The sequence below is a fragment of the Mycobacterium sp. NGS69 genome, assembly GCF_059812165.1.
On record NZ_JCALCD010000011.1, the window covers coordinates 50166 to 76899 of the forward strand.

Below are 26734 nucleotides of genomic sequence, written 5' to 3' on the forward strand. Positions count from 1 at the left end.
TTCAGAACGCCGGCCACGGAATGGGGCGGTGCCGGTTGGGCCCGGGCATGACCGGGTTGTCCAGCAGCGCGAGCGCGCGCCCGCGCAGCGCCGCGATTTCGGCCCGCGTGATGTGCTCGGCCAGTTCGTCGGCGAACGAGCCGGTGAGGGCCTCGGCGAGCGCGGCGATCGCCTCGCACGTGTTGTCGTCGATCGGCTTGCCAGCCCAGCCCCACAACACCGTGCGCAGCTTGTTCTCCACGTGCAGGGACACCCCGTGGTCGACGCCGTAGATGTGGCCCTCGAGATCGCGCAGGACGTGGCCGCCCTTGCGGTCGGCGTTGTTGATCAGCACGTCGAACACCGCCATCCGCCACAACCGAATGTCGTCGGCATGCACCAGGACGACCTCGTCGCCGGCGTAGTCGTAGGCCCGCAGCACCGGCAGGTAGCCCGGCCGCACCTTGTTGGCGGGAAACAGGTCGACCAGGTCCGGGCCCGGCGGCGGGTCGGAGTCAGCCGCGTCGCCGGCCTGCTCCACCCACAGCTGCAGCATGCCCGGGCCCGCCGGCCCGTGCCGAATGATCGTGTAGGGCACGATGTTCCACCCCAATTGCGCCGCGATCCAATACGCGGCGAGTTCGCGGCCGGCCAGGGTTCCGTCCGGAAAGTCCCACAGCGGCGCCTCGCCGGAGACCGGCTTGTAGACGCAGTGCACGCTCGTTTCGCCCAGCGTGGATTCGCATAGGAACGTGGCGTTGCTGGCCGAGCGGATGCGTCCGAGGACCGTCAGCTCGCCGTCCCGTAGCACCGCACGCTGCTCGTTATTCCTCTGGTTCATCGTCGGGCCCGAGCAGCGCGCTGCGCTTGTAACCGTTGGTGCGCGCGCAGATGTGGCCCTCGGGGTCCAACGGTTCGTCGCACAGCGGGCACGGCGGACGGCCCGCCGAGATGACGCGGTTGGAGCGGGTGGCGAACTGGCGCGCCGACTCGGGCGTCAGGAACACCCGCACCGCGTCGGGACCCTCCTCGGTGTCGTCCAGCACGACCGAGGCGTCGAACTCGGCGTCGGTGACGGCCAGCAACTCGACCACCACCGTCTGCGCCTCCGAATCCCAGCCCAGGCCCATGGTCCCGACCCGGAACTCCGCGTCGACGGGTGTGATCAACGGGTTGAGGTCGTCGACCTCGGCGGGCTCCGGCGGGACCGGCGTGCCGAACCTGCGGTTCACCTCGAGCAGCAGCGCGCCGATGCGCTCCGCCAGCACCGCGACCTGTTGCTTCTCCAAGACCACCGACACCACCCGCGAATCGCCCACGGCCTGTATGTAAAACGTGCGATTTCCGGGCTGGCCGACGGTCCCGGCCACGAAGCGGTCGGGCGTGCGGAAGACGTGAATTGCGCGGGCCATGGCACCTCCAAAATACCGGCTGTTGCCGTTGCCGTGCGATTCGATTGCCCCGCCCCAGGGAAACTAATCAGTCGAACCGCCGACCACCGCGTCGCTCGTCGGCACCGCTTCGGCCGGCCCGGTTTGCGACTCCCCCTTCGACTCATCGTGAGCCTCATCACCCTTGGACTCGTTTTTCGGCGGGGGCCCCGCCCGCAACGCGGCGGACAGCTTCGCGCCGGTGTGGTTGACGTGCAACACGAACGGCCGCAGCGGGGTGTAGCGGATCACCGTCACCGACCCCGGGTCGGCGGTCACGCGCTGGAAGCCATCCAGGTGCATGCCGTACGCATCGGCGACGACGGACTTGATGACGTCGCCGTGGGTGCACGCCACCCAGAGCGCGTCGCCGCCGTCTGCTCCGCCCTGCGCTCCGCCAATTTCTAAGGCCAGCCGCCGGTCGTGCGCGCGGATGGCCGCGACCGCGCGCGCCTGCACCTGCGCCAGGCCCTCGCCGCCCGGGAACACCGCGGCGCTGGGATGGGCCTGGACCACCCGCCACAGCGGCTCTTTCGTCAGCTCGCCGATTTTGCGGCCCGTCCAGTCTCCGTAGTCCACCTCGGCGAGTTCCTCGTCGATCAGCGGCTCGAGGCACAGCGCCTCGGCCAGCGGCTCGACGGTGCGCCGGCAGCGCAGCAGCGGAGAGGTGACCACCGCGCGGATCGGCAGGTCGCCGATCCGGTCGATCAGCCCGGCGGCCTGCTCGCGGCCCTTGTCGTCGAGGTCGACGCCCTCCGAGCGCCCGGCCAGGACGCCGGCGGTGTTCGAGGTGGAGCGGCCGTGCCTGAGCAGGATGACGGTCACCAGGACGACCGTACTCGGTAGGGCGTGGCTGGTTCGCTAGCGCGAGACCGGCACCGCGTGCGCGATGGAGTCGCGTACCGCGGCGGTCAGGCTGCGCTCGTCGGTGAGGTCGATGTCGACCAGGCCGCGGATCGCCCGCGCGACCACGTCCTCGGCCTGCGGAACGGGGCTGGAAAGGCGCGGCCGATAAATTTCGACGACGAGCGATCGGTGCTCGATGTGGAAGGAAAAACTGCGCCCATCCCCGAGTTGCCCGTACCCACTGGCAAAGATTCCCGTCGAGATATCCTCGACAGCAAACTCCTTGTCCGCGACATGCCGGTCAACGATGACGGTCATGACGCGACCATACCTCTCCAGTCCGACCCCATGCAGGCAACATGGCCATATTGGATGCGAAACCGTTCCCTAAACTTTGACTGTCATGTTGGTGACGCGAGGGAAAATAATTGCTGCGACGATATAGAGACAGGGCTCAGCACAGGTTTGTTGGCCTGTTGTCTTTGCTGGCGTTGATCACGGTCTGCGCCGGTTGCTCCGGCAATCCGCTCACAAGCGCGCCGCCGACGATCGAACCCGCCCAGGCCGCGGCCTCCCCGCCGACGTCTCAGAACCCCGCCGGGACGGTGCGACCGCTGGCCGGCCACGCCGCGGCGGCAATCTTTGACAACGCCACCCGTCAACTGGCCGTCCTGGCTCCCGGCGCCGACCCGGACGCGCCGGCCACCCTCACCGAATTCGGCGATCCGCAGGCCCCGCCGCGGGTGGTCGAGCTGCCGGGCCCCGCGACCGCGTTGACCGGCGACGGCCGGGGCGCGGCCTTCCTGGCCACCCGCGGCGGCTACATCACGGTCGACCTGTCCGCCGGTCAGGCAGCCCGGGTGCCCGTCGCCAACGCCCAACAGATCGACTTCACCGCGGTCGCCCAGCGCGCCGACGGCACGCTGGTGCTGGGCAGCGCCGACGGCGCCGTCTACACCTTTGCCTCCCGGACGCCGGCCTCGGTCAAGAGCGCCACCATCAGCAGCCGGAACAAGATCTTCGCGCGAGTGGATGCCCTTGCCACACAAGGGAATACGACGGTCGTGCTGGATCGGGGCCAAACCTCGGTGACGACGATCGGCGCCGATGGTCGCGCCGAGCAGGCGCTGCGGGCCGGGCAGGGTGCCACGACCCTGGCCGCCGATCCGCTGGGCCGCGTCCTGGTCGCCGACACCCGCGGCGGGCAGCTGCTGGTTTACGGCGTCGACCCGCTGATCCTGCGGCAGGCCTACCCGGTGCGGCAGTCCCCCTACGGCCTGGCCGGGTCCCGCGAGCTGGCCTGGGTGTCCCTAACCGCGTCGAACGTCGTCATTGGTTACGATCTGTCAACCGGAATTCCCGTCGAAAGGGTGCGATACCCAACCGTGCAGCAACCCAACTCGCTGGTTTTTGACGAAGCGTCGGGCACCTTGTTCGTGGTGTCGGGGTCGGGTGCGGGCGTCCAGATCATCGAGCACGCGCGGGGTGCGCCGTGACGAGGCCCGCGCCGCGATGGAGTCGGCTACCCGCGGGCTGGGAAGCGGAGATGTCCGACGAATACGAATGGATTCCGCTGCGCCTGCCGCCCGACGTGACGCGGGTCAGCGCGTCCATCCGACTGTCCATCGAGGCCGAATATCGCGGCTGGGAACTCACCCGGGTGCGGCTCTACACCGACGGCAGCCGACGGGTGTTGTTGCGCCGCAAGAAATCTCGTCTGGATAGCCGACGGCCCGACCAACCGGAATTGTGATGTACCGGCTTACCCGCCGGCTGTTGTTCCTGATCCCACCCGAGCGCATCCACACGCTGGTGTTCGAGGTTCTGCGCGGGGTCACCGCGCTGGCCGTGACGCGGCGATTGCTGCGCCGACGGCTCGGCCCGACCGATCCGATGTTGGCCAGCACGGTGTTCGGCGTGCGTTTCCCGGCGCCGCTGGGGCTGGCCGCCGGCTTCGACAAGGACGGCAAGGGCCTACTCACCTGGGGCGCATTGGGTTTCGGCTACGCCGAGGTCGGCACCGTTACGGCGCGGCCCCAGCCCGGCAACCCCGCCCCGCGGCTCTTCCGGCTGCCCGCCGACCGGGCCCTGCTGAACCGGATGGGGTTCAACAATCGCGGCGCCGGTGCGCTCGCGATCCGGCTCGCGCACCGCCGGCCGGACGTGCCGATCGGGGTCAACATCGGCAAGACCAAGGCGACCGCGGCCGCCGACGCCGTCGGCGACTACCGTGCCAGCGCCCGCCTGGTCGCGCCGCTGGCGTCGTATCTGGTGGTCAACGTCAGCTCGCCGAACACGCCGGGGCTGCGTGACCTACAGGCCATCGAGTCGCTGCGGCCCATCCTCCAGGGCGTCCTCCTGGAAGCCTTCCCCACGTCGACGCCGGTGCTGGTGAAGATCGCACCCGACGTCTCCGACTCCGACGTCGACGACATCGCGGACCTGGCCGTCGAGCTCGGCCTGGCCGGCATCGTCGCCACCAACACCACGGTGTCGCGCGACGGCCTGAGCACTCCCGGGGTGGAAAAACTCGGTGCGGGCGGCATCTCGGGGCCACCGGTCGCGCGCCGGGCCGTCGAAGTGCTGCGCCGGCTCTACGGCCGGGTCGGCGACCGCCTGGCGTTGATCAGCGTCGGAGGCATCGAGACCGCCGACGACGCGTGGGAACGGATCACCGCCGGCGCGTCGCTGCTGCAGGGTTACACCGGCTTCATCTATGGAGGAGGCTTGTGGCCCAAGCACATTCACGACGGCATCGCCCGCCGCTTGCACGACGGCGGGTTCGCTTCGTTGGCCGATGCGGTGGGGTCCGCGGCCATCGACACAGACGGACCACGGGGGTAGATCAGGCTGGCGCCGGGGCCGTTCTAGCAAATTTCTTATTGTGCGCATGTCAATTAACGGCGCGTGACGCCTCGCTCACACGAAGTTGTGCGGTTCCGGAACGACCTGCTACAAAGGGCGCTAAAGTCGGTGTTTAGCGGATCACAAAATGGGTAACAATGTGACTGCTATAACGACGTTGGCAAATCGGGCTAGTCAACAGGGGAGACGACGATGTCATTGGTAGTTGCTGCACCGGAAGCGATGGGGGCTTTCGCCGGAGAATTGGCGGGCATCGGTTCCACATTGCGAGAGGCCACCGCGGCCGCAGAGGGCCAGACGACCGCCATCTCTTCCGCTGCGGCGGATGATGTGTCGCTCGCCATCTCGAGATTGTTCGGCACGTACGGGCAGCAATTCCAGGCGATGAGCGCTCAGGCCGCGGCGTTTCACAACGAGTTTGTGAGCCTGTTGTCCGGCGGGGCTGAGGCCTACCTCAGCTCCGAGATCGCCAATGCACAGCAGATGATGGCCGCGGGCGGCGCGGCTGCCGCGTCCGACCCCCTTCTCGGCGGCTTGCTCGGCGGCGGCTCGGGCGGCCTTCTCGGCCTGGGCGGCTCGAGCGGCAGCGGCGGCCTGCTCGGTGGACTCGACGGACTGCTCGGCCTGGGCACCGGAGGCGGCGGGCTGATCGGCGGCCTGAACACCGGCTTGAGCCAGCTCTTCGGCCCCTTCAACACCATCGCCAGCCAATTCGCCAACGGCTTTGGCAACCCGCTTGCCTTTCTCGGTGCCTTCCCGACCCTGAGTGATTTCACCGGGCCCATCAATTTGGGCAACATAACCCCTGGCCTCAGCCTCACCAGCGGACCGTTCGCCGCGTTGGGTCCGACCCTCAACGGCGTCGGGCTGGACCTCGGCAACTTCTTCTCCAACGAGCTGAGCAACGGGATAACGCTGTCCAACCTTGTCGGTACCGTCCCCGGGCTGTTCCAGGACGTGCCGGCACTGCAGGGGCTTCAACCGCTGCTGAATGAGTTGTTCCCAGGGCTGTTCGGGCCCCTGCCAGCCGGCAGCCCGGCCCCCTACCCCAACCCGTACACGGTCCTCGGCGACACCACGGTGTACAACCTGAACCTGATGGCCGGGCGATTCGCGAGCCATCCGTTCCCGGTCATGAGCCAGATCATCGCCAACCAGAGTCACTACGCGCAGCTCATCGGGAACGCGATCGCGTACGACCTGCCGGGGTTCCCGGCCAATGTGGCGCCGAACGTTCAACTGGCCATCGCGGGTGCTTCCACCTTCAATCCGGCTGCCATCGGACAGGACTTCGTCGGTGGCACGACCGGCTTGTGGGGGACGGTCGGCTCGTCGCTCGCCAAGATGGGCTCGGACCTCCAGGGCACATTGCCCGCCGCGCTCCGCGACATGTCCGAGGCCCGGGACGCGATAGCCGTCGGCAATTACTTCCTGGCAGTACAGGACGCGGCGCATGCCCCGATCGATCTCTTCATTACGGGATTCGATACCAGCCAGTTGGCGATCAACACCACTCCCGTCATCATCCCGCCTGGCTTCCAGGTCAGTATCGCGGGACCGGTCGGGTTGGAGGGCCCGGTGGCGGACTTGCTGCCGATCCTGAGCGCCATCGGACAGCAGCCGGTGGGCGTGGCCAGCCTGGCCCCGCACGGCTCCATCCCCGGAATGATGTTGGGCAACGTGGCCAACGCGGTCGACGTACTCGTCAACGCAAATGTCACGGCGAATTTCACCCTGAACGTCACGACTCTGCCTCTAGGCGCCACCCTGGCGGGCACCGCCGTATTCGGGTTGCCGTTGCAGCTGGGCTTTGCGCTTATGGGCCCACCGTTCGCCATGGCGAACGGAATCGCCTATGGCGCGACGGCCTTCGGCGCGGCAGCGCAGACCGGCAACGTCCTGGGAATGCTGAACGCACTCGGGGATATGCCGGCCTTCGCCCTGAACGGCCTCCTCAACGGTCAACTTCTCGTGGATCTGCCGCTGCCCATCGCCGTGTCGGTGCCGGGGCTGGGCTCTGTCACAGTGCCGGCCATAGCCCACGTGCCGTTCGACGGGCTTCTTACCCCGCCGGAGCCGCTTACGGTCACAATTCCGCTGGACATTCTCGGCATCAGCATCCCCATCAACCAGACCCTCGGTGGCACGGAATTCGGCGGCCTCTTCCCGACGCTGCTGATCGACCTTCCGGACGCGATAGCCGCGGCAATCACACCCACCGGCTAGCTGGACCGTTAAGGGAGGCGCCGAAACTCGGCATTTCGGGTACGTGCAGGCCCCGCATTTGCGACCATGCTCACGTACCGTGCAGCGTAAGCCGAGGGGGAAGGTATGTCCTTTCTAGTCGCCACGCCGGAACTGGTGACAGCGGCGGCCGGGAGTTTGGCGGGGATCGGCTCCACGCTGAACGAGGCCACCTCGGCCGCGGCGGGCTCCACCACTAGCGTCGCCGCCGCGGGCGCCGACGACGTGTCCGTCGCGATCTCGCGCCTATTCGGCTTGTACGGTGAGCAATTTCAGGCTTTGAGCGTCCAGGCGGCGGCGTTTCACAACGAATTTTCGAATCTGCTGAACGGCGGGGCGGCCGCATACCTCGGCACCGACATGGCCAACGCGGCCAGCGCGATGAGCGCCCCCGCCGCGGCCACGGATCCGATCCTCGGCGGCCTGGCCCCCATCCTTGGCGGTGGCGGTGGCGGCGGCGGCGTTCTGGGGGGCCTGCTCGGCGGAAGCCCCCTGGGATCGGTCTTCGGCGGGGCCGGCCAGCAAATCGGTTCTTTCCTGACCACGCAGTGGAACGGGATCCAGATCAGGCTGCTGCCGGGCCTGTTCGCGACCGGAACGACCGCCTCCCAGGCCGGCGGGCCGTGGCAGATGCTCTTCTCCCACACCAGCGCCAACCTGCAAACCATCGGCAACGACTGGATGTCCGACCCGTTCCCGGCGCTGCGCCAGGTGATCAGCAACCAGAACGGGTACGCGCACACCGTCGGCACGGTGGTGGCCAGCCAGCTGCAGAACTTCCCCACCACGTTGGCCAACATCCCGGCGAACATCCAGATCAGTATCGACGGAACGTCGACCTTTTTGCCCGCGGTGCAATCGTTCATCAGCCAGCAGAACAGCTACAACCAGGCGACCAGCGCGGCCCTGCAGAACTTCGGCGCGGACCTGCAGAAAACCTTCCCGGTCTTTGAACACGACATGGGCATGGTCGGAAATTCGGTGATGACGGGTGATTACCACGGCGCGGTCCAAGCCGTCCCGCGCGCCTTCCTGGACCTCCTCCTCAGCGGGGTCGACATCAAGGTCATCAGAGTCGACCCCACCAACCCGACGCTGCTCAGCGCGCCGTCGTACACGGTCAATGGCCCGGCGGGAGACCTGCTCCCGTTGGCCTCCCTCCCGGCCGCGGAGGAACAGTCCCTCGTCAACCTGATACCGCCGGGCTCCATCCCCGCACAGATGGCGCAGAACTTCTTCAGTGCGCTCAACACGACCACCCTTCCATTGGGCTTCTCGATAATCGGTCCGCCGATCGCCGCGCTGGACGGGCTCGCAACGGGCGCAACGGCGTTCGGGGCGGCCGTTCAGACCGGCAACGGAGTGGCGGCGATCGGCGCCCTCGCCGACCTACCCGCCTACGCCCTGGACGGCTTCCTGAACGGCCATACCGTCATCGACCTGACAATCCCGGTCGCCGAGTCGGTGACGATCAGCGGTTTCCCACTCCTGCCGGACATCACGATCGTCCCCGCCAACACGCCGGTCGTGGTGCACATGCCTTTCGACGGGATTCTCACTCCGCCGCAACCGATCTCGGCGACAATGGAGGTCTCCCCGGGTATCGGTCAGCCCCTTCAGGTCGTCACCGTCACCTTGGGCGGAACGCAATTCGGCGGCCTGATCCCCGAATTGGTGAACTTCATGCCGCGCCAGATCGCCGAGGCTATCGCGCCGTAGCTTTGTGCCGCCCGCGCCGCGAACGTTCGAACTACTTCTGCTCGTAAGTCCCGTAGATGTAGGCGCGCGCGATCGCGTGCTGGAACAGGTTGAACCCGAGGAACGCCGGGCTGGCGTCCTCGGGCAGGTCGAGCTTCTCGACGTCCACGGCGTGCACCGCGACGTAATAACGATGCGGGCCGTGGCCCGGCGGCGGCGCGGCGCCGACGTAGCGGCGCATCCCGGCGTCGTTGACCAAAGTCAGTGCGGCGCCGGGCAGATCGCTGCCGTCGCCGGCATCGTCGGGCAGCTCGGTGACGTTCGCGGGCAGGTTGGCCACCGCCCAGTGCCAGAACCCGGACAGCGTCGGGGCGTCCGGGTCGTAGACGGTGACGGCGAAGCTGCGCGTCTCCTGCGGGAACCCCGACCAGCTCAGCTGCGGGCTGACGTCCTCGCCGCCGGCGCCCATGATCCCGCTGATCTGCGGGGTGGCCAGCGGCTGCCCGTTGGTGATCGAGTCCGAACTCAAGCTGAACGACGGCAGCTTGGGCAGCGCGTCGTACGGGTCGGGCGGCAGGGTCATGGGCGGTCCTCTCGTGTCGTCATCAGCAGTGCGTTAGAAAGTGTGCCAGCACGTCGGTGCCGAACCTCAGCGCGTCGATGGGTACCCGTTCATCGACGCCGTGGAACAGCGCGGCGAAATCCAGATCGGGCGGCAGCCGCAGCGGGCTGAAGCCGAAGCAGCGAATGCCCAAGCGCGCGAAGGCTTTCGCGTCGGTCCCTCCGGAAAGCATGTAGGGCACCGTCCGGCCGTCGGGGTCGAGCGCCAGCACGGCGGCGTTCATGGCGTCGACCAGATCGCCGTCGAAGCTGGTCTCATACGACGGGTGATCCCTGATCCATTCGCGGGTCACATTGGGGCCGATCAGCTCGTCGACCTCGGCCTCGAACGCCGCCTTGCGGCCGGGCAGGATGCGGCAGTCCACCACCGCCTCCGCCGTCGCCGGGATGACGTTGGCCTTGTACCCGGCCTTGAGCATCGTCGGGTTGGCGGTGTCGTGCAGCACGGCCTTGAGCATGCGGGCCATCGGGCCGAGCTTGTCGATCGTCCCCGCCAGGTCGTCCGACTCGACGTCGAAGCTCAGGCCGGTCTCCTCGCTGACGGCGGCGAGGAATTGCGCGACCGTGTCCGTCACCACGAGCGGAAACTGGTGCCGGCCCAGCCGGGCGACCGCCTCGGCGACGGCGGTGACGGCGTTCTGGTCGTGCACCATCGACCCGTGTCCGGCCGGGCCGTGGGCGCTCAGCCGCATCCACGACATGGCCTTCTCGGCCGTCTCGATGAGGTAGAGCCGGCGCTCTCCCCCGTCGCGGCGCGGCACGGTCAGGGAGAACCCGCCCACTTCGCCGATCGCCTCGGTGACGCCGTCGAACAGCTCCGGCCGATTGTCGACCAGCCATTGCGCCCCGTAGTGGCCGCCGTGCTCCTCGTCGGCGACGAACGCGAACACCAGATCGCGCGGCGGCACGACGCGGTCGCGCTTCAACTGCCGGGCGACCACGAGCATCATGCCGACCATGTCCTTCATGTCGACCGCGCCGCGGCCCCAGACGAAGCCGTCGCGGATCGCGCCCGAGAACGGGTGCACGGTCCAATCGGCGGGCTCGGCCGGGACCACATCGAGATGCCCGTGGATCAGCAGGGCGCCGCGTGAGCTGTCCGCGCCCTTCAGGCGGGCGACCACGTTGCCGCGCCCGGGCGCGCCGGACTCGATGTATTGCGGCAGGTAGCCGACCTCTTGGAGCTGCTCGGCGACCCACTGCGCGCACTCGGCCTCGCCCCGCGTGGTCTCGGGTTCGCCGGTGTTGGTGGTGTCGAACCGGATCAACCGGCTGACAACCTCGGCCACATCGTCGCGGGCATCGGACGTCAGCTCGGTGTGCTCGGTCACAACCACCTTTCCTACCACTGCCGGCGCCGCCGGGCTCGGGCCGGAACCCCCGGCGCGCGGCGAGCTAACTTGGGTCCGCACGGGCGGATCCGATAGCCTTAGCTGCCAACTCTCGTTGGTCTGGTCCGAGTGGCGGAATGGCAGACGCGCTAGCTTGAGGTGCTAGTGCCCTACTAATGGGCGTGGGGGTTCAAGTCCCCCCTCGGACACACGACTGAGGCGAGCGAAATGAATGCTCGCATTCATTTCCGAGCCGATGGAGTGTGTTGAGCGGCGAAGCCGCGAACACACATCCGGCGACCGAGGCGAGCGAAATTGCCCCACCAAGCACGGCCGAGGCCGCGTCATCGGATGGGTCTGGCGGCGGATTCGATGGAACCTGGCCCCTATGCAAGGAATTTGATTGCGGCGTCACTGAATTCGCGATGGTACTGGAAGATCGCGCCGTGGCCGGAGTCTGGGTAGATGATCAGTTCGGATCCGGCGATTCGTCGGTGCATGTCCTCGGAGAGCACGCTGGGGACCATGCGGTCGTTGTCGCCGTTGGCGATGAGTGTGGGCTTGGTGATGCGCGACAGGTCGGCGGGGGTGGAGCGTCCCCAGCGTTTGATGGCCTTGAGCTGGGTTTGGAAGGCTTTGACGGCGATCTTCGCGTCGCGGTCTGTGGTGCGTTGCTTGAGGCGTTCAACGAACGCGCGGGCCGCGCGCTTGCCGGTGTCGTCGCGGTTGAAGAACAGGTACTCCTTGGGGTCCTTGAGGGTGAGGGTGGCGCGCAGCGAGTCGTAGTACGTGGTGCCGGCGACCTTGTCGATTCCGTTGCCGCCCGCGGGACCGGTTCCGGTCAGGATGAGCCTGCGGACCAGGTCGGGGTGTTTGAGCACAAGAGCTTGGGCGACCATGCCGCCCAGGGAGAAGCCGAAGAGGTCGACGGTGTCGTATCCCAGCGCGGTGATGAAGGTGTAGGCGTCGTCGGCCATCGATTCGACGGTGTCGGGAACGCGCCCGGTGGAGGCCCCGACGCCGCGATTGTCGAAGGCGATGACGTGGTGATCGGCGGCGATGGGGTCGATGACGGCGGGATCCCAGTTGTCCAGCGTCGCCGCGAGGTGGACGAGGAAGACGACGGGGATGCCCCCGGTGGCTCCGAGTTCGCGGTAGGCGTAGGTGACGCCCTTGGCGGTGACGGTGCGCGTCGGTGCGTCCTTGTAGGACGTGACGGTGTTCGGGTGCTGCTGGTTAATGGCCATGAGTGGTGTCCTCAGAATTGTGGGTGGATGTTAGTCGGCGAGGAATTGCAATGCGGCGGGGACGAATTCGCGGTGGTGCTGGAACACGCCTCCGTGCCCGGAGTCGGGGTAGATGACCAGCTGGGCGTTGGGCAGCCGGCGTGCCATGTCGGCGGAGTGTTCGCTGGCGACCATCAAGTCGTTGGCTCCGTTGACCACCAGGACGGGCTGGGTGATCACCGAGAGGTCGTCGGGCTGGCTCTGACCGGCGTGGCGGATGGCTTTGATCTGGGCGACGCGGGCTTGCAGGGAGATTTTCTTGTCGAGGCCTGTGGTGCGCTCCCGTAGCCGCTGCAGGTAGTCGGCTGCGGCGCGTTTGCCTACGGGGGTGCGGGGGAAGAACAGGAAGTCACGCGGGTCGCTGCGGGTCAGGGCCGCTTTGAGGTAGGCGGCGCCGACGATCGTGGCCATCTTGTCGATGCCACCGCCGCCGCGCGGCCCGGTGCCGGCCAGGATGATGCGGCGCACCAGCTGCGGTGCCTGCAGGGCGACCATCTGCGCGACCCCGCCGCCGAGGGAGAACCCGAACAGGTCGACCTGTTCGAGGCCCAGGGCGCGGATGAACGCGATGGCGTCGGTGCCCATCTGTTCGACGGTGGTCGGCACGGAGCCGCCGGTGGCGCCGACGCCGCGGTTGTCGAAGGCGATGACGCGGCGGTGGGCGGCGATGCCGTCGACCACGCGTGGATCCCAGTCGTCCAGGACGGCAGTGAGGTGATGCAGGAACACCACAGGAACGCCTGTGCCGGTTCCGAGTTCGCGGTACGCGAAGCCCACGCCATTGACGTTGATGGTTCGGGTCGGTGCGTCTTTCCAGGTCGTGCTCACGGTGCACCTTTCGGTGGGAAGGTCTGTCAGCGGGTCGTGCGCAGTGGTCATCAGGAAGGCTTTTCCCTGGGAAGAACCTCGATTGACTTACGATCATACTATTATGACCGTAAGCTAAAGTGATAGCGTGGGTCAAGCACGAGATTCCGAAGACAACTGGGAGGTCGCCCATGGCGCGTTACGACCCGGAGCACAAGGCCGCGACGCGGAAGCGGATCATCGGCACGGCTAGCGAGCGGTTCAAACGGGGTGGCATCGATGGCTCCGGAATCGCCACGCTCATGTCCGATGCCGGACTGACCAACGGCGCGTTCTACGCGCACTTCGAATCCAAGGACGACCTCGTGGCCAACGTGGTGGCCGACCAGCTACGCGTGCAGTTCGACACCCTGAGCGCGTTGCCGCCGGAACGGTCGGCGATCGAGGACTACATCCGCGACTACCTGTCACCGCAACACCGCGACCACCCCGAATCGGGGTGCCCGAACGCCGCCCTGCTCGACGAGATCGTGCGTTGCAACGACACGGTTCGCGAAACATACACGCAGGGAATGCAATCCATCGTCGATCAGATCGCTGCGAAAATCTGTCCGCGCGATCCATCGAGCGCACGCGCCCAAGCGCTAGGGTTGATCACCGCCTTGGTCGGCACCCTGCAACTGGCGCGCGCGGTCTCGGACCGAGCGCTGTCCGACGAGATCCTGGCCGCCGGCATCCTCAACGCCGAGTCGTTGCTCAAACGCTAGTACAAACAACACATTTCACCTTAGGCGGCCTGACCGCGGGGTCCGGTCATGCGTCCTCAGCCGCGCTCAAACCCGAAGGAAGTAGCGAGGAAAGCGTTCGTCGTCGACCAGTACGGCAGGAACCAGACACCACCGGCGGCGACTGGACTGGTAAACACAGCAAGCACAGCACCGCCGAGGCAGCTCACGCGCTAGACCGAGCGCGACTAAATGCTCGCCAATCGGGACTGGCACGGCATCGACCGTTCCGCGCGCGTCATGCCCTGCAGTACAAGCACTTTCGCTTATCTACGCCGCACCACCATATCGCGGAAGGCGGGCCGAGTCGGCCCTTAGCCCGGTCTTGTGAGTGAAAGACCCTTGGTAAAAAGCTGGCGGCACCGGACGCCGCGCTGAGTCGTTACTGCAGCCAGCAGCTATATGTACAAATCACGGTTCAGTGAGTGTACAGTTCATGGTGTGGAGGTATCTGTGACCGAGTTGCGCGCACACCTCAGCGATTGGCTCGATCGAGTTCGGGCTGGTGGTGAGGTCGTCATCACCGACCGTGGGATTCCGGTCGCGCGACTCGCTGCGCTGGACAGCGCAGGCACTTTGGAGCGTCTCACGGCCGAAGGCGTGATTGGCAAGGCCACCGCGCCGCGGCCTGTCGCTGCGGGACGGTCCAGACCCCGACCACGGCGGCCGGTGTCTGACCGAGTCAGCGACCAGCGGCGCTGACCGGTGCCGCTCGTCTACTTCGACGCCAGCGCCTTCGTCAAACTTCTCACCAGCGAGACAGGGAGTTCGCTGGCGACCGCTCTATGGGACGGCTGCGACGCCGCATTGTCCAGCCGTCTGGCCTACCCCGAAGTCCGCGCCGCACTCGCCGCAGCAGCCCGCAATCGCGACCTAACCGAATCCGAGCTTGCCGAAGCCGAGCGTGACTGGGGAGATTTCTGGGCCGCCACCCGCCCGATCGAACTGACCGCGACGATTGAACAGCACGCCGGCCACCTCGCCCGAACCCATGCCTTGCGCGGAGCCGACGCTGTGCATCTGGCCAGCGCGTTGGCAGTCGGCGACCCCGGCCTGATCGTCGCCGTTTGGGACCGACGCCTGCACATCGGAGCCCAAGCCGCCGGGTGCCGCGTCGCCCCCGCCCAACTCGATCCCTAGCCCGACCTCCCGACGCCAGAGTGAGTCGAGCGCAGCACGGACTACAACCCGATACCCCGCTTCGGCGGCGGGTAGACGGCCCTGGCGATCGTCGCCGACAACCAGCCGATCCCCCACCCAAAGCCGACCAACAGGAACGTGCGCCGGGTATCCGCGCCGGCCACCGCCGAAACCCCGATCAAGATGACGGCCCACACCACCGCGCAGGCAATGCTGTAGGACGTGTAAGTGCGCCGACCCATTTCGCCGTTCCTCTCGTGTCGCCGCCAATTCCCCTCCCGCACAAGGCTATCTGAGTGATCAATCTCACCGGCGAAATCCGGCCGGACGGACTTCTTCGATAACCGCGACGCCGCACGTAGGCTGGGTAAAAGCCAGTAGCCTCCGAATGCGACCCATGACCCCACCGAGCGGCTTTCTTCGGCGAACGGCGACGCGCACGTTCCGCGACCGTCGTGAGGCCGGCCGCGTGCTCGCCGAGCAGTTGGCGTCCTACCGAGGCAAGGACGATCTACTGGTTTTCGGGCTCGCCCGCGGCGGCGTCCCGGTGGCGTGGGAAATCGCGGCCGCGCTGCACGCCCCGCTCGACGTGTTCCTGGTCCGCAAGCTCGGGGTGCCGCGCTGGCCCGAGCTCGCGATGGGCGCGCTGGCCAGCGGCGGTGCCGTGGTGATGAACGACAACGTGGTGTCCAGCCTGCACATCACCGACGAGCAGGTGCGCGAGGTGATCGCCAGCGAGGCGGCCGAACTGCACCGGCGCGAGCAGGCCTATCGGGGTGGGCGCCCCATCGCCGACCCGCGCGGCAAGATCGTGATCCTGGTCGACGACGGGATCGCCACCGGCGCCAGCATGCTGGTCGCCGTCCGGGCCCTGCGGGCCGCGGGGCCGCAGTCGATCGTCGTCGCGGTGCCGGTCGGTCCCCCGTCGACGTGTCGCGAGATCGGGCAGGAAGCCGACCAGGTGGTGTGCGTGACCATGCCGCCCGGATTCGAAGCCGTCGGGCAGGTCTACGCCGATTTCAACCAGGTCAGTGACGACGAGGTCCGCGAGCTGCTGAATATGCCGACGCGCTGACGGTTACTTGGCGCGGTCGTCGCCCGGGACCGCCGGCTCGTCGCTCGGTTCGGTGCCGGCATCCAACGACTCGGCGATCGTGGTCTCCCCGGCCTCCAACCGCTGTTCGTCCTGGTCCGGGAGTTCCTCGGGGTAATCGACCAACGCGTCCTTGTCCCCGGTTTCGTCCGCGGGCTCGGGCTCGGGCTCGGGCTCGGCGTCGCGCCGCTGGCGTTCCCGCAGGGCGTCGATGATCAGCAGCACCACGCCCAGGACGCTGGCGCCGATGCACACCCAGGCGACCAACTCGTTGCTGGTGACGACCGCGAACACCAACGCGACGAGCCCGATCAGGGCGAGTACCAGCGCAACGATCAGCATCGGCCATCCTCCAGGCGACGAGCGGGACTGCCAGGTCTAGTGCAGGTTAGTGTGCCGCGTCGTGGCTTGGCGAGTACCCGGCACGGCTGCCAGGCTAGTTATTACCCCGATTGAATTGGTCGAACCCGCCGGCGTCGGCGCTGGAGTCGACGGGTGCCGCCGACCCGCGCTGGCCGAGTTCCTCGAGCTGGGATTCGAGGTAGGTCTTGAGGCGGGTGCGGTATTCGCGTTCGAACGTGCGCAGCTGCTCGAGGCGGCCTTCCAGCACGGTGCGCTGCTGGTTGATGGTTCCCATGATTTCGGAATGCTTGCGTTCCGCGTCGGCTTGCAGGGCGTCGGCCTTCTCTTGGGCCTGCCGCAACTGGGTCTCCGAGCGGCTCTGGGCGTCGGCCAGCATGGCGTCGGCGCGTTGCCGGGCCTCGGCGACCGTGGTCTCGGCGGTGTGCTTGGCCTCGCTGAGGATCTGGTCGGCGTTGGCGCGCGCGTCGGCCAGCATCTTGTCGGATTCGGCCTTGGCGGTGCTGGTGAGCCGGTCGGCGGTGTCCTGGGCCAGGCTTAGCACCCGGGCGGCCTTGAGGGCCTGCTCCTCGTTGGTTCCCGCGGAGGGCGCGGGGGCCGGGGGCGGCGGGGCCGCCACGACCGGCGCCGGCTTGACCGGCTCGGGTTCGGGCTCGAAGGTGGGAATCGCCTGGGTGGGCTGGGCGGCGCCACCACCGCCACCGGCGGCCAGCTCGCGGTCCAGCTCCTCGATGCGTTGACGCAGATCGGAGTTCTCCTCGATGAGCCGCGTCAGCTCGTTTTCCACCAGGTCGAGGAAGGCGTCGACCTCGTCTTCGTTGTAACCGCGCTTGCCGATCGGCGGCTTACTGAACGCCACATTGTGGACGTCGGCTGGTGTAAGCGGCATTGTTCGTCCCCTCGAGTTCCTGTCAAACGATCTGGAAAGTGTAGAACGGAGTGGTTGCCGTCGTGCAACTGCCGTCCATCCTGTCACACCAGACCCGGCGGTAGCCGATTAGCCCAATAATTAAGAACCAATTTCAAACACTAAGACCAATAAAATCCAAACCCTTAAAGTTTTTAAATCGCGGCCGCCGAACCGACGCTAAAACGTGGCCGAACCGTCTCCCGGCTTCGTCGCCGCGGTCACGGCGTGGCTCCCGCCGCGGCGCCGAACGCGAGTTGCATGCCGATGAACGCGACCAGCAGCAGCACCATGATCGAGAGGTCGAAGCGGACCGCCCCGATGGTGAGCTGAGGGATCAACCGCCGCAGCAGCTTCACCGGCGGGTCGGTGATCGACATGATGATCTCGAGAATCACCACCGTGATGCCGGTCGGACGCCAGTCGCGGCTGAACGAACGGATGAACTCGACGACGACCCGGGCGATCAGCAGCAGCCAGAAGATGAACAGCGCGAACCCAAGGATCTGAAAGAACAGCACCAACTGGAGCCCCGACCTTACCGATGAGATGACCCGAATATCAGCCGCCAGCGTACCGATTCCGGGGTGCGGGCACACACCTCACCGACGCTGACCTGCCAGGCGGCGGGACGGGTGCGCCTATTGGTAAGCGTAAAAACCGGTTTCGGCGATCCGGCGCCGCTCCTCGGGTGAGACGTCGACGTCGGCGGGCGACAGCAGGAACACCTTGGTCGCAACCTTGTCGAACGAGCCGCGCAGCGCGAAGGCCAAGCCGGCCGCAAAGTCGACGAGCCGCTTCGCGTCGGCGTTGTCCATCGACACCAGGTCCATGATGACCGGGGTGCCGTCGCGGAACCGCTCGCCGATGGTGCGCGCCTCGCTGTAGTCCTTCGGACGCAGCGTGGTGATCTTGGACAACGGGCTGCCTTCTTCGAACAGCATCGCCATGCGGCGTGGGTCCATCGCCAGCGCGCCGCGCGTGGAATTCCGCAGCCACGACCCGAGGCGCGGGCGGCTCATCTCGGGACGGTCGAACTCGCGCGGATGCACGGGGCCGTAGCGCCCCTCGTCGGCGTAGCCGCCGCGGTAGCCACCGGTCGGCGGGTAGTCGGCGGGCTCGCCGCGCGGGTCGTCGTAGTCGCGCCCGTCATAGCGGCCATCCAAACGGCCGTAGCCCTCGTCGAAGCGCGGACGGGGGAAGCCGCGGGAGGGCGCACGGTCGTCGTAGTACTCGTCGTCGTAGTCCTCCATCGGAGCCATACCGAAGTAGGCCTTGACCTTGTGCAGTGTGCTCATCGCTTAAACCCTTCTAGCCCCTGGGATTATTGGTGTCTGTGATGAAGGTGTGACTACAGTGACTACTCACGGTGACGGTAACCGCCGCGGACCCAATAGCGCGGTACCGACACGCACACACGTCGAACCATGTTTTACGGCGATTTCGAAGTCGTTGGACATGCCGGCGGACAGGCCCACCGCGTCCGGGTGCGATTCGAGCACCCGGCGGTGCTCCGATTGCAGCAGGTCGAAGGCCCGCCCCGGGTCCCAGTCCAGCGGCGGGATGCCCATCAAGCCGAGCAGTTTCAGGCTTTTGGAGTCCGCCACCTGGGCGCAGACCTGATCGAGGGCGCCGGGCCCGGTGATGTCGACGCCGCCGCGGGACACGTCGCCGTCCAGGCTGACCTCGACGTAGACGCGCAGCGGCTCGCGCCGGCGCCCCTCGGACAGGGCCGTCGATACCGCCCGATCGAGCGCGGTCACCAGCCGCGTGCTGTCGACCGAGTGGGCGGTGTGCGCCCAGTTGGCCAGCGACCGCGCCTTATTGCGCTGAATGCGGCCGACCATGTGCCAGTGCATATTCGGTAAGTCCGCAAGGGCCGGAGTAGTGGCCAACCGCGCGACTTCGGCGACCTTCGCCGCGGCTTCCTGGTCGCGAGATTCGCCAACGCTGCGACAACCCAATCGAGACAAAATCGCTACATCGGTTGCTGGAAAGAATTTGGTAATGGGGAGAAGTTCAATTTCGCTGACATTGCGGCCCGCCGCTTCCGCGGCCGCCGCAAGTCGCGAACGAACCGCCGCCAATGCGCGTGTCAATTCCGTTTCGCGGTCTTGCCCGGCCGGCATGTCCACCGCCATGGTGGTCACTCCATCCAGACCAGCGACGCCAGCCGACCGGTCGGTGCGCCCCGGCGGTGGCTGAACAGGGTCGGGTCGGCCACCGTGCAGCGCGGATCGATGTCGATCGCCATGACACCCAAATCGCGGAGCTGGCAAGCGATTCCGGCGCGCAGGTCGAGTCCGGGGGTGCCGGCCGCGGTGGTGGTGCGGCTGCCCGGCAGCGCCGCCTCGACCTCGTCGGCCATCGCGGCGGGCACCTCGTAGTTGCGACCGCTGACCGCCGGCCCGAGCAGCGCCGAGATGTCGGCGGCCTGCGCGCCCAGTTTCAGCATCGCCTCCACCGCGCGCGCCACCACCCCCCGCGCCGCGCCGACGCGACCGGCGTGCACGGCGGCGACGACGCCGGCGCGCGCGTCGGCCATCAGTACGGGCACGCAGTCGGCGGTCACCACCGCCAGCGCCAATCGCGGAGTGCTCGTCACCAGCGCGTCGGTGCCGTCGACCGCCGTGTCCCGCGGTCCGTCGACCACTTCGACCCGGTCGCCGTGGACTTGGTTCATCCACACCACCCGGTCGGCGGCGCCCTTGACACTCAGGCCGAGGGCGGCGGCCAGCCGGGACCGGTTGGCGGCCACCGCCTTCGGGTCGTCGCCGACGTGGTCGCCCAGGTTGAAGGTGTCGAACGGCGGCGCCGAGACCCCGCCCGCCCGGGTGGTCGTCACCCGCCGGATGCGAACGCTCACGTGACCAGTATCCGGAAAGCCAGGCCGTTGCTGTGTCACGCGCACGGCGTCAGCGGCGCATGAACGGCGGCACGTCGACGTCGTCGTCGTCGCCGCCAATACTCAAGGTCGCGCCGTTGGTGTGCACCGGCACGCTCACCGCGTCGACAGGCTCGAACAGCGTCGACGTGAGCTTGCCGGCCTTCGCCGACTCGATCCGGTGCGCGCCGGACTTGTCCGCGGCGCTGCCCCCGATCACGGGCTTTCGGCCCGGCCCGCTGGCCTCGAAGCCGGCCGCGATGACGGTGACGCGCACCTCGTCGCCCAGCGAGTCGTCGATGACGGTGCCGAAGATGATGTTGGCGTCCTGATGGGCGGCGTCCTGCACCAGCGAGGCCGCCTCGTTGATCTCGAACAGGCCCAGGTCGCTGCCGCCGGCGATCGACATCAGCACGCCCTGGGCGCCCTCCATCGACGCCTCCAGCAGTGGGGAGTTGATCGCGATCTCGGCGGCCTTGAGCGAGCGGCCCTCGCCGCGCGCCGAGCCGATGCCCATCAACGCGGTGCCCGCGCCGGACATGATGCCCTTGACGTCGGCGAAGTCGACGTTGATCAGGCCCGGCGTGGTGATCAGGTCGGTGATGCCCTGCACGCCGTTGAGCAGCACCTCGTCGGCGCTGCGGAACGCGTCCATCAGCGACACCGCGGCATCGCCCATCTGCAGCAACCGGTCGTTGGGGATCACGATGAGCGTGTCGCAGCTCTCGCGCAGCGCGGAGATGCCGCTTTCGGCCTGGTTACCGCGCCGCTTGCCCTCAAACGAGAACGGCCGGGTGACCACGCCGACGGTCAGCGCGCCCAGCTTGCGGGCGATGCTGGCCACCACCGGCGCCCCGCCGGTGCCGGTGCCGCCGCCCTCGCCGGCGGTGACGAACACCATGTCCGCCCCGCGCAGCAGCTCTTCGATCTCGTCCTTGGCGTCCTCGGCGGCCCGGCGACCGACCTCGGGGTCGGCTCCGGCGCCCAGCCCGCGGGTGGAGTCGCGGCCGACGTCGAGCTTGACGTCGGCGTCGCTCATCAACAGCGCCTGGGCGTCGGTGTTGATGGCGATGAACTCCACGCCCTTGAGGCCCTGCTCGATCATCCGGTTGACGGCGTTGACGCCGCCGCCACCGATACCCACAACCTTGATGACGGCCAGGTAGTTATGCGGGGGGGTCATCATTACTTCTTCCTCCCTGGTGGGACTCGGTGTGTCCGCTTGGCAAACTCTCAACCTCAACCATAGAGTTAGAGTTATGTCAAGTAGTTCCGCGCAAACAGAACGGTATGGGTCCGGCGGGCGCTAATCCCGCAGGCGCGCCGAGGCGCGGCACGCAAATTTTTCCTGGCGTGGCTTCCGCGCGGCTACTTGACGGTGGGCAGATCGGGGCTGGACACGTCGTAGGTCCGGCCCGGCTGGGTCAGCAGGGCGGCCAGCTTCTCGGCCTTCTCGTCGGTGCGGTCGGTGGTCCCCCAGATCACCACCCGCCCGTCGCCCAGCGTCAGCGTGATCGAGGCCACCGACGGGGCGGCGATGCGGGCCACCTGGCCCGACACCTCGGGGCGCAGCGCGATCAGCACCTGCAGCGCGGCCTTGGTCGCCGGGTCGGTCGGGCCGGGGTCGGCGACGTCGATGTAGGGCAGCGCCGGGGGCGGCGGCGCGGTCGCGAAGTCGACGCCGTCGCGGTCGAACAGGTGCGGGCCGTCGGGAAAGTCCTTCACCACCAGCGGTACCCGCTCGACGATGGTGATGCGCAGGGCCGACGGGTACTGCCGCTGCACGCGCGCGCTGGCCACCCGCCGGATCGCGGCCACCCGCTCGGCGACCTGGTTGGTGTTGATCTGCAGCAGCGGCGTGCCGGGCCGCACTCGCGCCGCGTCCAGGACCTCCTCGCGCGTCACCGTGCCCGTCCCGGTGACGACGATCTCGCGCGCCGACATGGCCGGCGTGAAATACAGCACCAGCCCGAGCCCGACGCCGACGACGGCCAGCACCACGCTGATCAGCAGCATCTTCAGCCCCCGGACGACGCCGCGGGTGGCGGGTTTGGGTTGGTTGACGATGCGCCCGCTGGCCTGGCGCTTGGCCTCGCGACGGGCCTCCTCGATGGCCCGGGCGCGCTCCTGCGCGGCGCGGCGCTCGGCCCGCTCCCGTCGGGCCCGTCGCCGCGGCCCCTCGAACTCGGCCTGGTCCTCGGGCGCCGCGCCGTCCTGCTCCCCCGTCGCGAGCGGTTCGGTGATCACGCCGTCGGCGGTGTCGGCGCCCGGGTCGGGTGGGGTGGGCTGGTTCGGCTCGGTCATCGGGGGATCCCCGGCCGGCCCGGCGCGCTGCGGTTGGCCCGCACCCGCAGCGCGGTCACGATCTCGGGACCCAGCAGGGTCACGTCGCCGGCGCCCATCGTGACGACGACGTCGCCGGGGCCGGCGGCCGCGGCGACCTCCTCGGCGACGGCGGAGAAATCAGGGAGGTAGCGCACCGGCACGCCGACGTGCTCGGCGACGCTGGCCCCGCTGACGCCGGTCAGCGGTTGTTCGCGCGCGCCGTAGACGTCGAGGACGAAAACTTCGTCCGCGGCGTCCAGGGCGCGACCGAATTCGGCCGCGAAAGCCTTTGTGCGCGAATATAAATGGGGTTGGAAGACCACGATGGACCGGCCGCTGAGACCGCTCTGCTCGAGGACGGTGCGGACCGCCGCCAGCGTGGCGCCGATCTCCGTGGGGTGGTGGGCGTAGTCGTCGAACACCCGCACCGCCTCCGGGCCGGTTCCCGAGGTCCCGACGAGTTCGAATCGGCGCCGCACGCCCTCGAATCCGGCCAGCCCGTCGAGCACCTCGTCGGCCGACGCGCCGATCTCGGTTGCCGCCAGCAGCGCGCCCAGCGCGTTGAGCGCCATGTGCCGCCCGGGCACCGACAGCCGCATCACGCGCGGGTGCTCCTCGCCCGCCAGTTGAATGTGCGCGACCGCCTCGGTGCCCTGCTGCTCCCACGACAACAGCCGGGCGGCCAGGCCGTCGCCCGCCGAGCCGTAGCGCAGCACCCGGATGCCCAGCTCGGCGGTGCGCTCGGCCAGCGCCGCCGCCCCCGGGTCGTCGGTGCACACGACCAGCGCTCCCCCGGGCGCGAGCCGCTCCACGAACGCGTCGAACACCTCGACGTACGCGTCGGTGCTGCCGTAGAAGTCCAGGTGGTCGGCCTCGATGTTGGTGACCACCGCGACGTTGGGGGTGTACTCCAGCAGCGAGCCGTCGCTCTCGTCGGCCTCGGCGACGAAGCAGTCGCCGCTGCCGTGGTGCGCGTTGGTGCCGGCCTCGCCGAGCTCCCCGCCCACCGCGAACGACGGGTCGCGCCCGCAGTGCTGCAGGGCCACGATCAGCATCGACGTCGTCGTCGTCTTGCCGTGCGTGCCGGTGACCATCAGCGTGGTGCGCCCGGCCATCAGCTTGGCCAGCACGGCGGGCCGCAGGACGACGGGGATGCCGCGCCGGCGCGCCTCGACCAGCTCGGGGTTGGTCTTCGGGATGGCGGCGTGGGTGGTGATGACCGCGGTGACGCCGCCCGGCAGCTGATCCAGCGCCGACGCGTCGTGGCCGACGCGGATCTGCGCGCCCCGGGCCCGCAGCGCGTGCAGGCCGCGCGACTCCTTGGCGTCGGACCCGGAGACCAGGCCGCCCCGGTCGAGCAGGATGCGGGCGATGCCGGACATCCCGGCTCCCCCGATGCCGACCATGTGCACCCTCTGTAACTCAGGGGGTAGCGAGTGCGGCAACTGCTCGGCGGTCACCCGCGCCTCCGCGCCGCGATGTCGAGCGCCGCCTGGGCCACCCGTCGCGCCGCGTCCGGATGCCCCACCAGCGCGGCGGCCGTCGTCATGGCCGCCAGCCGCGCCGGGTCGTTGAGCAACCCGCCCGCCTCGCGGGCGACCAGCGCCGGCGTCAGGGCGCTGTCCGCGACGATGATGCCCCCGCCTGCGTTGACCACCGGCAGCGCGTTGAGCCGCTGCTCGCCGTTGCCGATCGGTAGCGGCACGTAGATGGCCGGCAGGCCGACGGCCGACACCTCCGCGACCGTCATCGCCCCCGATCGGCAGATGGCCAGGTCGGCGGCGGCGTAGGCCAGGTCCATCCGGTCCAGGTAGGGCACCGCCACGTAGGGCGGGTCGCCCGGCTCGGGCGTGCGCAGCTCGAGGGTGTTCTTGGGCCCGTGGGCGTGCAGCACGGCGACGCCGGCGGCGGCCAGGTCGGCCGCGGCCGCCGACACCGCCCGGTTGAGCGAGACCGCGCCCTGCGAGCCGCCGAACACCAGCAACACCCGCGCGTCGTCGGCGAAGCCGAAGTGCTTGCGGGCTTCGGCGCGCAGCGCGGCGCGGTCGAGCGCGGTGATGGCCGCCCGCACCGGCACCCCGACCACCTCGGCGCCGCGCAGCCCGGAATCCGGCACCGCCGAGAGGATCCGGTCGGCCGTGCGCGCGCCGACGCGGTTGGCGATGCCGGCCCGGGCGTTGGCCTCGTGGATCACCACCGGGACCCGGCGCCGAAGCCCGGGGATGCCGCGGGCGGCCAGGTAGGCCGGCACCGCCACGTACCCGCCGAAGCCGATCACCACGTCGGCGTCGACGGCGTCGAGCACCGCGCGCGTCTCCCGGACGGCGCGCCAGACGCGCGGTGGCAGCCGGGCCAGGTCGCCGCTGGGCTTTCGCGGCAGGGGGACCGGGGTGATCAGCTCGAGGTGATAGCCGCGCTCGGGCACCAGCCTGGTCTCCAGCCCACGGGCGGTGCCCAGCGCCGTGATCCGGACGTGCGGATCCAGGGCGCGCAGCGCGTCGGCGACGGCCATGGCGGGCTCCACGTGGCCGGCCGTCCCGCCGCCGGCCAGCACGACGGACAGGCCGGAATTGGCCGACGACGGGGAATCAAGGGCCGATGATGCGGCACCGGCGGGCAAGGGGCTTGCCGTTACGAGTGAGTGATCTTTGGTGGTCACGCGACTCGCACCCCATCTCGGGGTTGTTCCCCAGCCGATTGGCTGGTTCCCTTCCGCGCTTCACGGCCACCAGCCGGGCTAGGCCTGGTCTTACGGTCGGCTCCACGCTTGACGGCGGCCCCAACTGGGCCGACGACGCTATCGGTGTCCTCGTAGCGTGCGAGGTTGATTGCGGCGTTGTCATCACGCTGATGGGTGACCGAACAGCCATGGCATTGCCAATGTTCGTCCCAACCGAGGTCCTGCACATGCCCGCAGGCGTGACAGGTTTTCGATGACGGGAACCAGCGATCCGCGACCACCAGTGCCGACCCGTACCAGCCCGTCTTGTACGACAGCTGGCGCCGCGGCGTGCCCAGGGCCGCGTCCGAGAGTCCGCGCCGTCTAGCGCGGGCACCCGGCAAGCCCTTTTGCCGCACCATCCCTGCCGTGTCCAAACCTTCAACAACGACCAGGCCGTGAGTTTGAGCCAATCGTGTTGTCAGGACGTGCAGGTGATGCGTACGGACGTCATGGACCCGGCGGTGCAGCCGGGAGATCTGGGTGGTGCGTTCCCGGTACTGCCGCGAGCCTTTCACACAACGGGATCGCGCCCGACACACTTGTCGTAGCTCCCGCAACGCGGAGTCGAGCGGTCTCGGGTTGGGGACTTGTTCGATCACGACACCGTCGGCGGTGGCGACTGTGGCCAGCCGCCGCACCCCAACATCGACACCGACCCGCGAAGCAGGCAGCGCGACGTTGGGTTGCTGGGGCCGTTGGACAAGCACCCGCACGCTCGCGTCCAACCGAGTGCCGTTGCGGCGCACGCAGATCGCGAGGACCCGCGCTCGGCCGGCACGGATGAGGCGTTCGATGCGGCGGGTGTTCTCGCGCGTGCGGACCGTGCCGATCACGGGAAGTGTGAGGTGCCTGCGGTCGCGTTCGACGCGCATTGCACCGGTGGTGAAACATACCCGATCAGTGTCGTGGCCTTTGCGCTTGAAGCGCGGGAAGCCGACCAATCGCCCGGCACGCTTGCCCGATCTGGAGGTCTGCCAGTTCCAATACGCGTCCACCGCTCCGCGAATGCCGTCGGCGTAGGCCTCTTTCGAGCATTCGCGCCACCACACCTCGCCGGTGTCCGCGTCGACGCAGATGTCGTTCTTGACGGCGTTCCAGCGTTTCCGAAGCACCCGAAGGGATGGTTTCGCGGTCTCGACCCCCATCGCGTGCCACGCGTCGATATCGGCTTTCAGGGTGTCGACCGTCCAGTTAAAGGCCTTACGACGCGCACCGAAATGCCTCGCTAAGTTGGTCGCTTGCTCCTCGGTCGGGGCCAGCGTGAACCGAAACGCCTGCACACACCAGCCCTCGGGCACGTCAAACTTCGCCATCAGGCACCACCGCGCTGCCAAGCCGTCAGCGCGCGCTGAGCGGAGTTGCCGGCCGCACGCTCAGCCCACGCCACCAGATTCATACATCAGTCCCTACA

27 protein-coding genes, 1 tRNA gene and 2 pseudogenes are annotated in these 26734 nt (G+C 68.4%); 10 read left to right on the forward strand and 20 right to left on the reverse strand.

Features of this window, described 5'->3' with window-relative positions; all coding sequences use genetic code 11:
• Position 1: 1 nt before the first annotated feature.
• From AC5Y2S_RS25950 to AC5Y2S_RS25965, 4 genes are all read right to left on the reverse strand, one after another.
• Positions 2-820 (reverse strand): SCO1664 family protein, encoded by an 819-nt coding sequence (locus tag AC5Y2S_RS25950; RefSeq protein ID WP_499959288.1) that lies wholly within the window; start codon positions 818-820, stop codon positions 2-4.
• Complete coding sequence (locus AC5Y2S_RS25955; protein WP_499906979.1) at positions 804-1391, reverse strand: DUF3090 domain-containing protein; 588 nt, start codon at positions 1389-1391, stop codon at positions 804-806. The genes AC5Y2S_RS25950 and AC5Y2S_RS25955 overlap by 17 nt, the downstream gene beginning before the upstream one ends.
• A gap of 63 nt (positions 1392-1454) precedes the next feature.
• Positions 1455-2234 carry a histidine phosphatase family protein gene (locus tag AC5Y2S_RS25960; protein ID WP_499959289.1) on the reverse strand — a complete coding sequence of 260 codons (780 nt, stop codon included), beginning with the start codon at positions 2232-2234 and terminating at the stop codon, positions 1455-1457.
• Positions 2235-2270: 36 nt separating this feature from the next.
• Positions 2271-2573, reverse strand: coding sequence for a hypothetical protein (locus AC5Y2S_RS25965; protein ID WP_499906983.1), 303 nt, complete (start codon positions 2571-2573; stop codon positions 2271-2273).
• Positions 2574-2683: 110 nt separating this feature from the next.
• Here AC5Y2S_RS25965 and AC5Y2S_RS25970 point away from each other — a divergent pair, with 110 nt between their 5' ends.
• The 5 genes from AC5Y2S_RS25970 (at position 2684) to AC5Y2S_RS25990 (ending at position 9083) form a co-directional block, all read left to right on the forward strand.
• A complete protein-coding gene (locus tag AC5Y2S_RS25970; protein ID WP_499959291.1) occupies positions 2684-3751 on the forward strand; it encodes a YncE family protein in 1068 nt (355 codons plus the stop codon).
• A 50-nt stretch (positions 3752-3801) separates the two neighbouring features.
• Positions 3802-4008 carry a DUF5703 family protein gene (locus tag AC5Y2S_RS25975; protein ID WP_499959293.1) on the forward strand — a complete coding sequence of 69 codons (207 nt, stop codon included), beginning with the start codon at positions 3802-3804 and terminating at the stop codon, positions 4006-4008.
• A complete protein-coding gene (locus tag AC5Y2S_RS25980) occupies positions 4008-5099 on the forward strand; it encodes a quinone-dependent dihydroorotate dehydrogenase (protein ID WP_499959295.1) in 1092 nt (363 codons plus the stop codon). Before AC5Y2S_RS25975 ends, AC5Y2S_RS25980 begins: the two co-directional genes overlap by 1 nt.
• 213 nt (positions 5100-5312) lie before the next feature.
• Complete coding sequence (locus AC5Y2S_RS25985) at positions 5313-7346, forward strand: PE family protein (RefSeq protein ID WP_499959297.1); 2034 nt, start codon at positions 5313-5315, stop codon at positions 7344-7346.
• A gap of 105 nt (positions 7347-7451) precedes the next feature.
• On the forward strand, positions 7452-9083 hold the full coding sequence (locus tag AC5Y2S_RS25990; protein WP_499959298.1) for a PE family protein: 1632 nt from the start codon (positions 7452-7454) through the stop codon (positions 9081-9083).
• Between the two features lie 31 nt (positions 9084-9114).
• On the opposite strand, the gene AC5Y2S_RS25995 is transcribed toward AC5Y2S_RS25990, so the two are convergent.
• On the reverse strand, positions 9115-9645 hold the full coding sequence (locus tag AC5Y2S_RS25995) for a YbhB/YbcL family Raf kinase inhibitor-like protein (protein ID WP_499959300.1): 531 nt from the start codon (positions 9643-9645) through the stop codon (positions 9115-9117).
• Between the two features lie 22 nt (positions 9646-9667).
• Positions 9668-11014: a M20/M25/M40 family metallo-hydrolase gene (locus tag AC5Y2S_RS26000; RefSeq protein ID WP_499959302.1), complete on the reverse strand. Its 1347-nt coding sequence runs from the start codon at positions 11012-11014 to the stop codon at positions 9668-9670.
• A gap of 123 nt (positions 11015-11137) precedes the next feature.
• On the opposite strand from AC5Y2S_RS26000, the gene AC5Y2S_RS26005 reads away from it, so the two are divergent.
• Positions 11138-11223 (forward strand) — tRNA-Leu (locus AC5Y2S_RS26005).
• 177 nt (positions 11224-11400) lie between these two features.
• On the opposite strand, the gene AC5Y2S_RS26010 is transcribed toward AC5Y2S_RS26005, so the two are convergent.
• Both AC5Y2S_RS26010 and AC5Y2S_RS26015 read right to left on the reverse strand, forming a co-directional pair.
• Positions 11401-12261: an alpha/beta fold hydrolase gene (locus AC5Y2S_RS26010; RefSeq protein WP_499959304.1), complete on the reverse strand. Its 861-nt coding sequence runs from the start codon at positions 12259-12261 to the stop codon at positions 11401-11403.
• A gap of 30 nt (positions 12262-12291) precedes the next feature.
• Positions 12292-13179, reverse strand: a complete 888-nt coding sequence (locus AC5Y2S_RS26015) for an alpha/beta fold hydrolase (protein ID WP_499959306.1) — start codon at positions 13177-13179, stop codon at positions 12292-12294.
• Positions 13180-13298: 119 nt separating this feature from the next.
• On the opposite strand from AC5Y2S_RS26015, the gene AC5Y2S_RS26020 reads away from it, so the two are divergent.
• From AC5Y2S_RS26020 to AC5Y2S_RS26030, 3 genes and pseudogenes are all read left to right on the forward strand, one after another.
• Positions 13299-13874 carry a TetR/AcrR family transcriptional regulator gene (locus AC5Y2S_RS26020; protein WP_499959308.1) on the forward strand — a complete coding sequence of 192 codons (576 nt, stop codon included), beginning with the start codon at positions 13299-13301 and terminating at the stop codon, positions 13872-13874.
• 414 nt (positions 13875-14288) lie between these two features.
• Positions 14289-14594 (forward strand): annotated as a pseudogene (locus tag AC5Y2S_RS26025) (type II toxin-antitoxin system Phd/YefM family antitoxin); the annotation flags it as partial.
• 3 nt (positions 14595-14597) lie between these two features.
• Entirely contained in the window at positions 14598-15032 is a 435-nt protein-coding gene (locus AC5Y2S_RS26030) for a type II toxin-antitoxin system VapC family toxin (protein ID WP_499959309.1), read from the forward strand.
• Between the two features lie 41 nt (positions 15033-15073).
• Here AC5Y2S_RS26030 and AC5Y2S_RS26035 read toward each other — a convergent pair whose 3' ends face one another.
• Positions 15074-15274: a hypothetical protein gene (locus AC5Y2S_RS26035; RefSeq protein WP_499959311.1), complete on the reverse strand. Its 201-nt coding sequence runs from the start codon at positions 15272-15274 to the stop codon at positions 15074-15076.
• A gap of 146 nt (positions 15275-15420) precedes the next feature.
• Between AC5Y2S_RS26035 and AC5Y2S_RS26040 the strand changes: the two are divergent.
• Positions 15421-16107, forward strand: a pseudogene (locus AC5Y2S_RS26040) (phosphoribosyltransferase); the annotation flags it as partial.
• Positions 16108-16110: 3 nt separating this feature from the next.
• Here AC5Y2S_RS26040 and AC5Y2S_RS26045 read toward each other — a convergent pair.
• From AC5Y2S_RS26045 to tnpB, 11 genes are all read right to left on the reverse strand, one after another.
• On the reverse strand, positions 16111-16467 hold the full coding sequence (locus AC5Y2S_RS26045) for a hypothetical protein (RefSeq protein ID WP_499959313.1): 357 nt from the start codon (positions 16465-16467) through the stop codon (positions 16111-16113).
• A gap of 94 nt (positions 16468-16561) precedes the next feature.
• Entirely contained in the window at positions 16562-17374 is an 813-nt protein-coding gene (wag31, locus tag AC5Y2S_RS26050; protein WP_499959314.1) for a DivIVA-like cell division protein Wag31, read from the reverse strand.
• Positions 17375-17613: 239 nt separating this feature from the next.
• Entirely contained in the window at positions 17614-17916 is a 303-nt protein-coding gene (locus AC5Y2S_RS26055; protein ID WP_066937558.1) for a YggT family protein, read from the reverse strand.
• Positions 17917-18033: 117 nt separating this feature from the next.
• Positions 18034-18690, reverse strand: coding sequence for a cell division protein SepF (locus tag AC5Y2S_RS26060; RefSeq protein WP_499959316.1), 657 nt, complete (start codon positions 18688-18690; stop codon positions 18034-18036).
• Between the two features lie 66 nt (positions 18691-18756).
• Complete coding sequence (locus tag AC5Y2S_RS26065; RefSeq protein WP_499959379.1) at positions 18757-19533, reverse strand: YggS family pyridoxal phosphate-dependent enzyme; 777 nt, start codon at positions 19531-19533, stop codon at positions 18757-18759.
• Positions 19534-19538: 5 nt separating this feature from the next.
• Complete coding sequence (pgeF, locus tag AC5Y2S_RS26070) at positions 19539-20258, reverse strand: peptidoglycan editing factor PgeF (protein ID WP_499959317.1); 720 nt, start codon at positions 20256-20258, stop codon at positions 19539-19541.
• 49 nt (positions 20259-20307) lie between these two features.
• Entirely contained in the window at positions 20308-21459 is a 1152-nt protein-coding gene (gene ftsZ, locus AC5Y2S_RS26075; RefSeq protein ID WP_499881242.1) for a cell division protein FtsZ, read from the reverse strand.
• A 185-nt stretch (positions 21460-21644) separates the two neighbouring features.
• Complete coding sequence (locus tag AC5Y2S_RS26080; RefSeq protein ID WP_499959318.1) at positions 21645-22580, reverse strand: cell division protein FtsQ/DivIB; 936 nt, start codon at positions 22578-22580, stop codon at positions 21645-21647.
• Positions 22577-24007: a UDP-N-acetylmuramate--L-alanine ligase gene (murC, locus tag AC5Y2S_RS26085; protein WP_499959380.1), complete on the reverse strand. Its 1431-nt coding sequence runs from the start codon at positions 24005-24007 to the stop codon at positions 22577-22579. The genes AC5Y2S_RS26080 and murC overlap by 4 nt, the downstream gene beginning before the upstream one ends.
• Before the next feature lie 50 nt (positions 24008-24057).
• Complete coding sequence (gene murG / locus AC5Y2S_RS26090) at positions 24058-25113, reverse strand: undecaprenyldiphospho-muramoylpentapeptide beta-N-acetylglucosaminyltransferase (RefSeq protein ID WP_499959381.1); 1056 nt, start codon at positions 25111-25113, stop codon at positions 24058-24060.
• A 143-nt stretch (positions 25114-25256) separates the two neighbouring features.
• Positions 25257-26636 (reverse strand): IS607 family element RNA-guided endonuclease TnpB, encoded by a 1380-nt coding sequence (gene tnpB, locus AC5Y2S_RS26095; RefSeq protein ID WP_499959320.1) that lies wholly within the window; start codon positions 26634-26636, stop codon positions 25257-25259.
• Between the last annotated feature and the right edge of the window lie 98 nt (positions 26637-26734).

Excerpts from the sequence above, each read along its gene's own strand:
- AC5Y2S_RS25950 (WP_499959288.1), bottom strand. The coding sequence starts at position 820 with ATGAACCAGAGGAATAACGAGCAGCGTGCGGTGCTACGGGACGGCGAG.
- wag31 (WP_499959314.1), bottom strand. The coding sequence starts at position 17,374 with ATGCCGCTTACACCAGCCGACGTCCACAATGTGGCGTTCAGTAAGCCG.
- AC5Y2S_RS25965 (WP_499906983.1), bottom strand. The coding sequence starts at position 2,573 with ATGACCGTCATCGTTGACCGGCATGTCGCGGACAAGGAGTTTGCTGTC.
- AC5Y2S_RS26015 (WP_499959306.1), bottom strand. The coding sequence starts at position 13,179 with ATGACCACTGCGCACGACCCGCTGACAGACCTTCCCACCGAAAGGTGC.
- AC5Y2S_RS26065 (WP_499959379.1), bottom strand. The coding sequence starts at position 19,533 with ATGGCGGTGGACATGCCGGCCGGGCAAGACCGCGAAACGGAATTGACA.
- murC (WP_499959380.1), bottom strand. The coding sequence starts at position 24,007 with ATGGTCGGCATCGGGGGAGCCGGGATGTCCGGCATCGCCCGCATCCTG.
- AC5Y2S_RS26060 (WP_499959316.1), bottom strand. The coding sequence starts at position 18,690 with ATGAGCACACTGCACAAGGTCAAGGCCTACTTCGGTATGGCTCCGATG.
- ftsZ (WP_499881242.1), bottom strand. The coding sequence starts at position 21,459 with ATGACCCCCCCGCATAACTACCTGGCCGTCATCAAGGTTGTGGGTATC.
- AC5Y2S_RS26080 (WP_499959318.1), bottom strand. The coding sequence starts at position 22,580 with ATGACCGAGCCGAACCAGCCCACCCCACCCGACCCGGGCGCCGACACC.
- AC5Y2S_RS25955 (WP_499906979.1), bottom strand. The coding sequence starts at position 1,391 with ATGGCCCGCGCAATTCACGTCTTCCGCACGCCCGACCGCTTCGTGGCC.
- AC5Y2S_RS26045 (WP_499959313.1), bottom strand. The coding sequence starts at position 16,467 with ATGCTGATCGTTGCGCTGGTACTCGCCCTGATCGGGCTCGTCGCGTTG.
- AC5Y2S_RS25985 (WP_499959297.1), top strand. The coding sequence starts at position 5,313 with ATGTCATTGGTAGTTGCTGCACCGGAAGCGATGGGGGCTTTCGCCGGA.
- AC5Y2S_RS25980 (WP_499959295.1), top strand. The coding sequence starts at position 4,008 with ATGTACCGGCTTACCCGCCGGCTGTTGTTCCTGATCCCACCCGAGCGC.
- AC5Y2S_RS25990 (WP_499959298.1), top strand. The coding sequence starts at position 7,452 with ATGTCCTTTCTAGTCGCCACGCCGGAACTGGTGACAGCGGCGGCCGGG.
- AC5Y2S_RS26010 (WP_499959304.1), bottom strand. The coding sequence starts at position 12,261 with ATGGCCATTAACCAGCAGCACCCGAACACCGTCACGTCCTACAAGGAC.
- AC5Y2S_RS25995 (WP_499959300.1), bottom strand. The coding sequence starts at position 9,645 with ATGACCCTGCCGCCCGACCCGTACGACGCGCTGCCCAAGCTGCCGTCG.
- AC5Y2S_RS26020 (WP_499959308.1), top strand. The coding sequence starts at position 13,299 with ATGGCGCGTTACGACCCGGAGCACAAGGCCGCGACGCGGAAGCGGATC.
- AC5Y2S_RS25975 (WP_499959293.1), top strand. The coding sequence starts at position 3,802 with ATGTCCGACGAATACGAATGGATTCCGCTGCGCCTGCCGCCCGACGTG.
- AC5Y2S_RS26035 (WP_499959311.1), bottom strand. The coding sequence starts at position 15,274 with ATGGGTCGGCGCACTTACACGTCCTACAGCATTGCCTGCGCGGTGGTG.
- tnpB (WP_499959320.1), bottom strand. The coding sequence starts at position 26,636 with ATGGCGAAGTTTGACGTGCCCGAGGGCTGGTGTGTGCAGGCGTTTCGG.
- murG (WP_499959381.1), bottom strand. The coding sequence starts at position 25,113 with ATGGCCGTCGCCGACGCGCTGCGCGCCCTGGATCCGCACGTCCGGATC.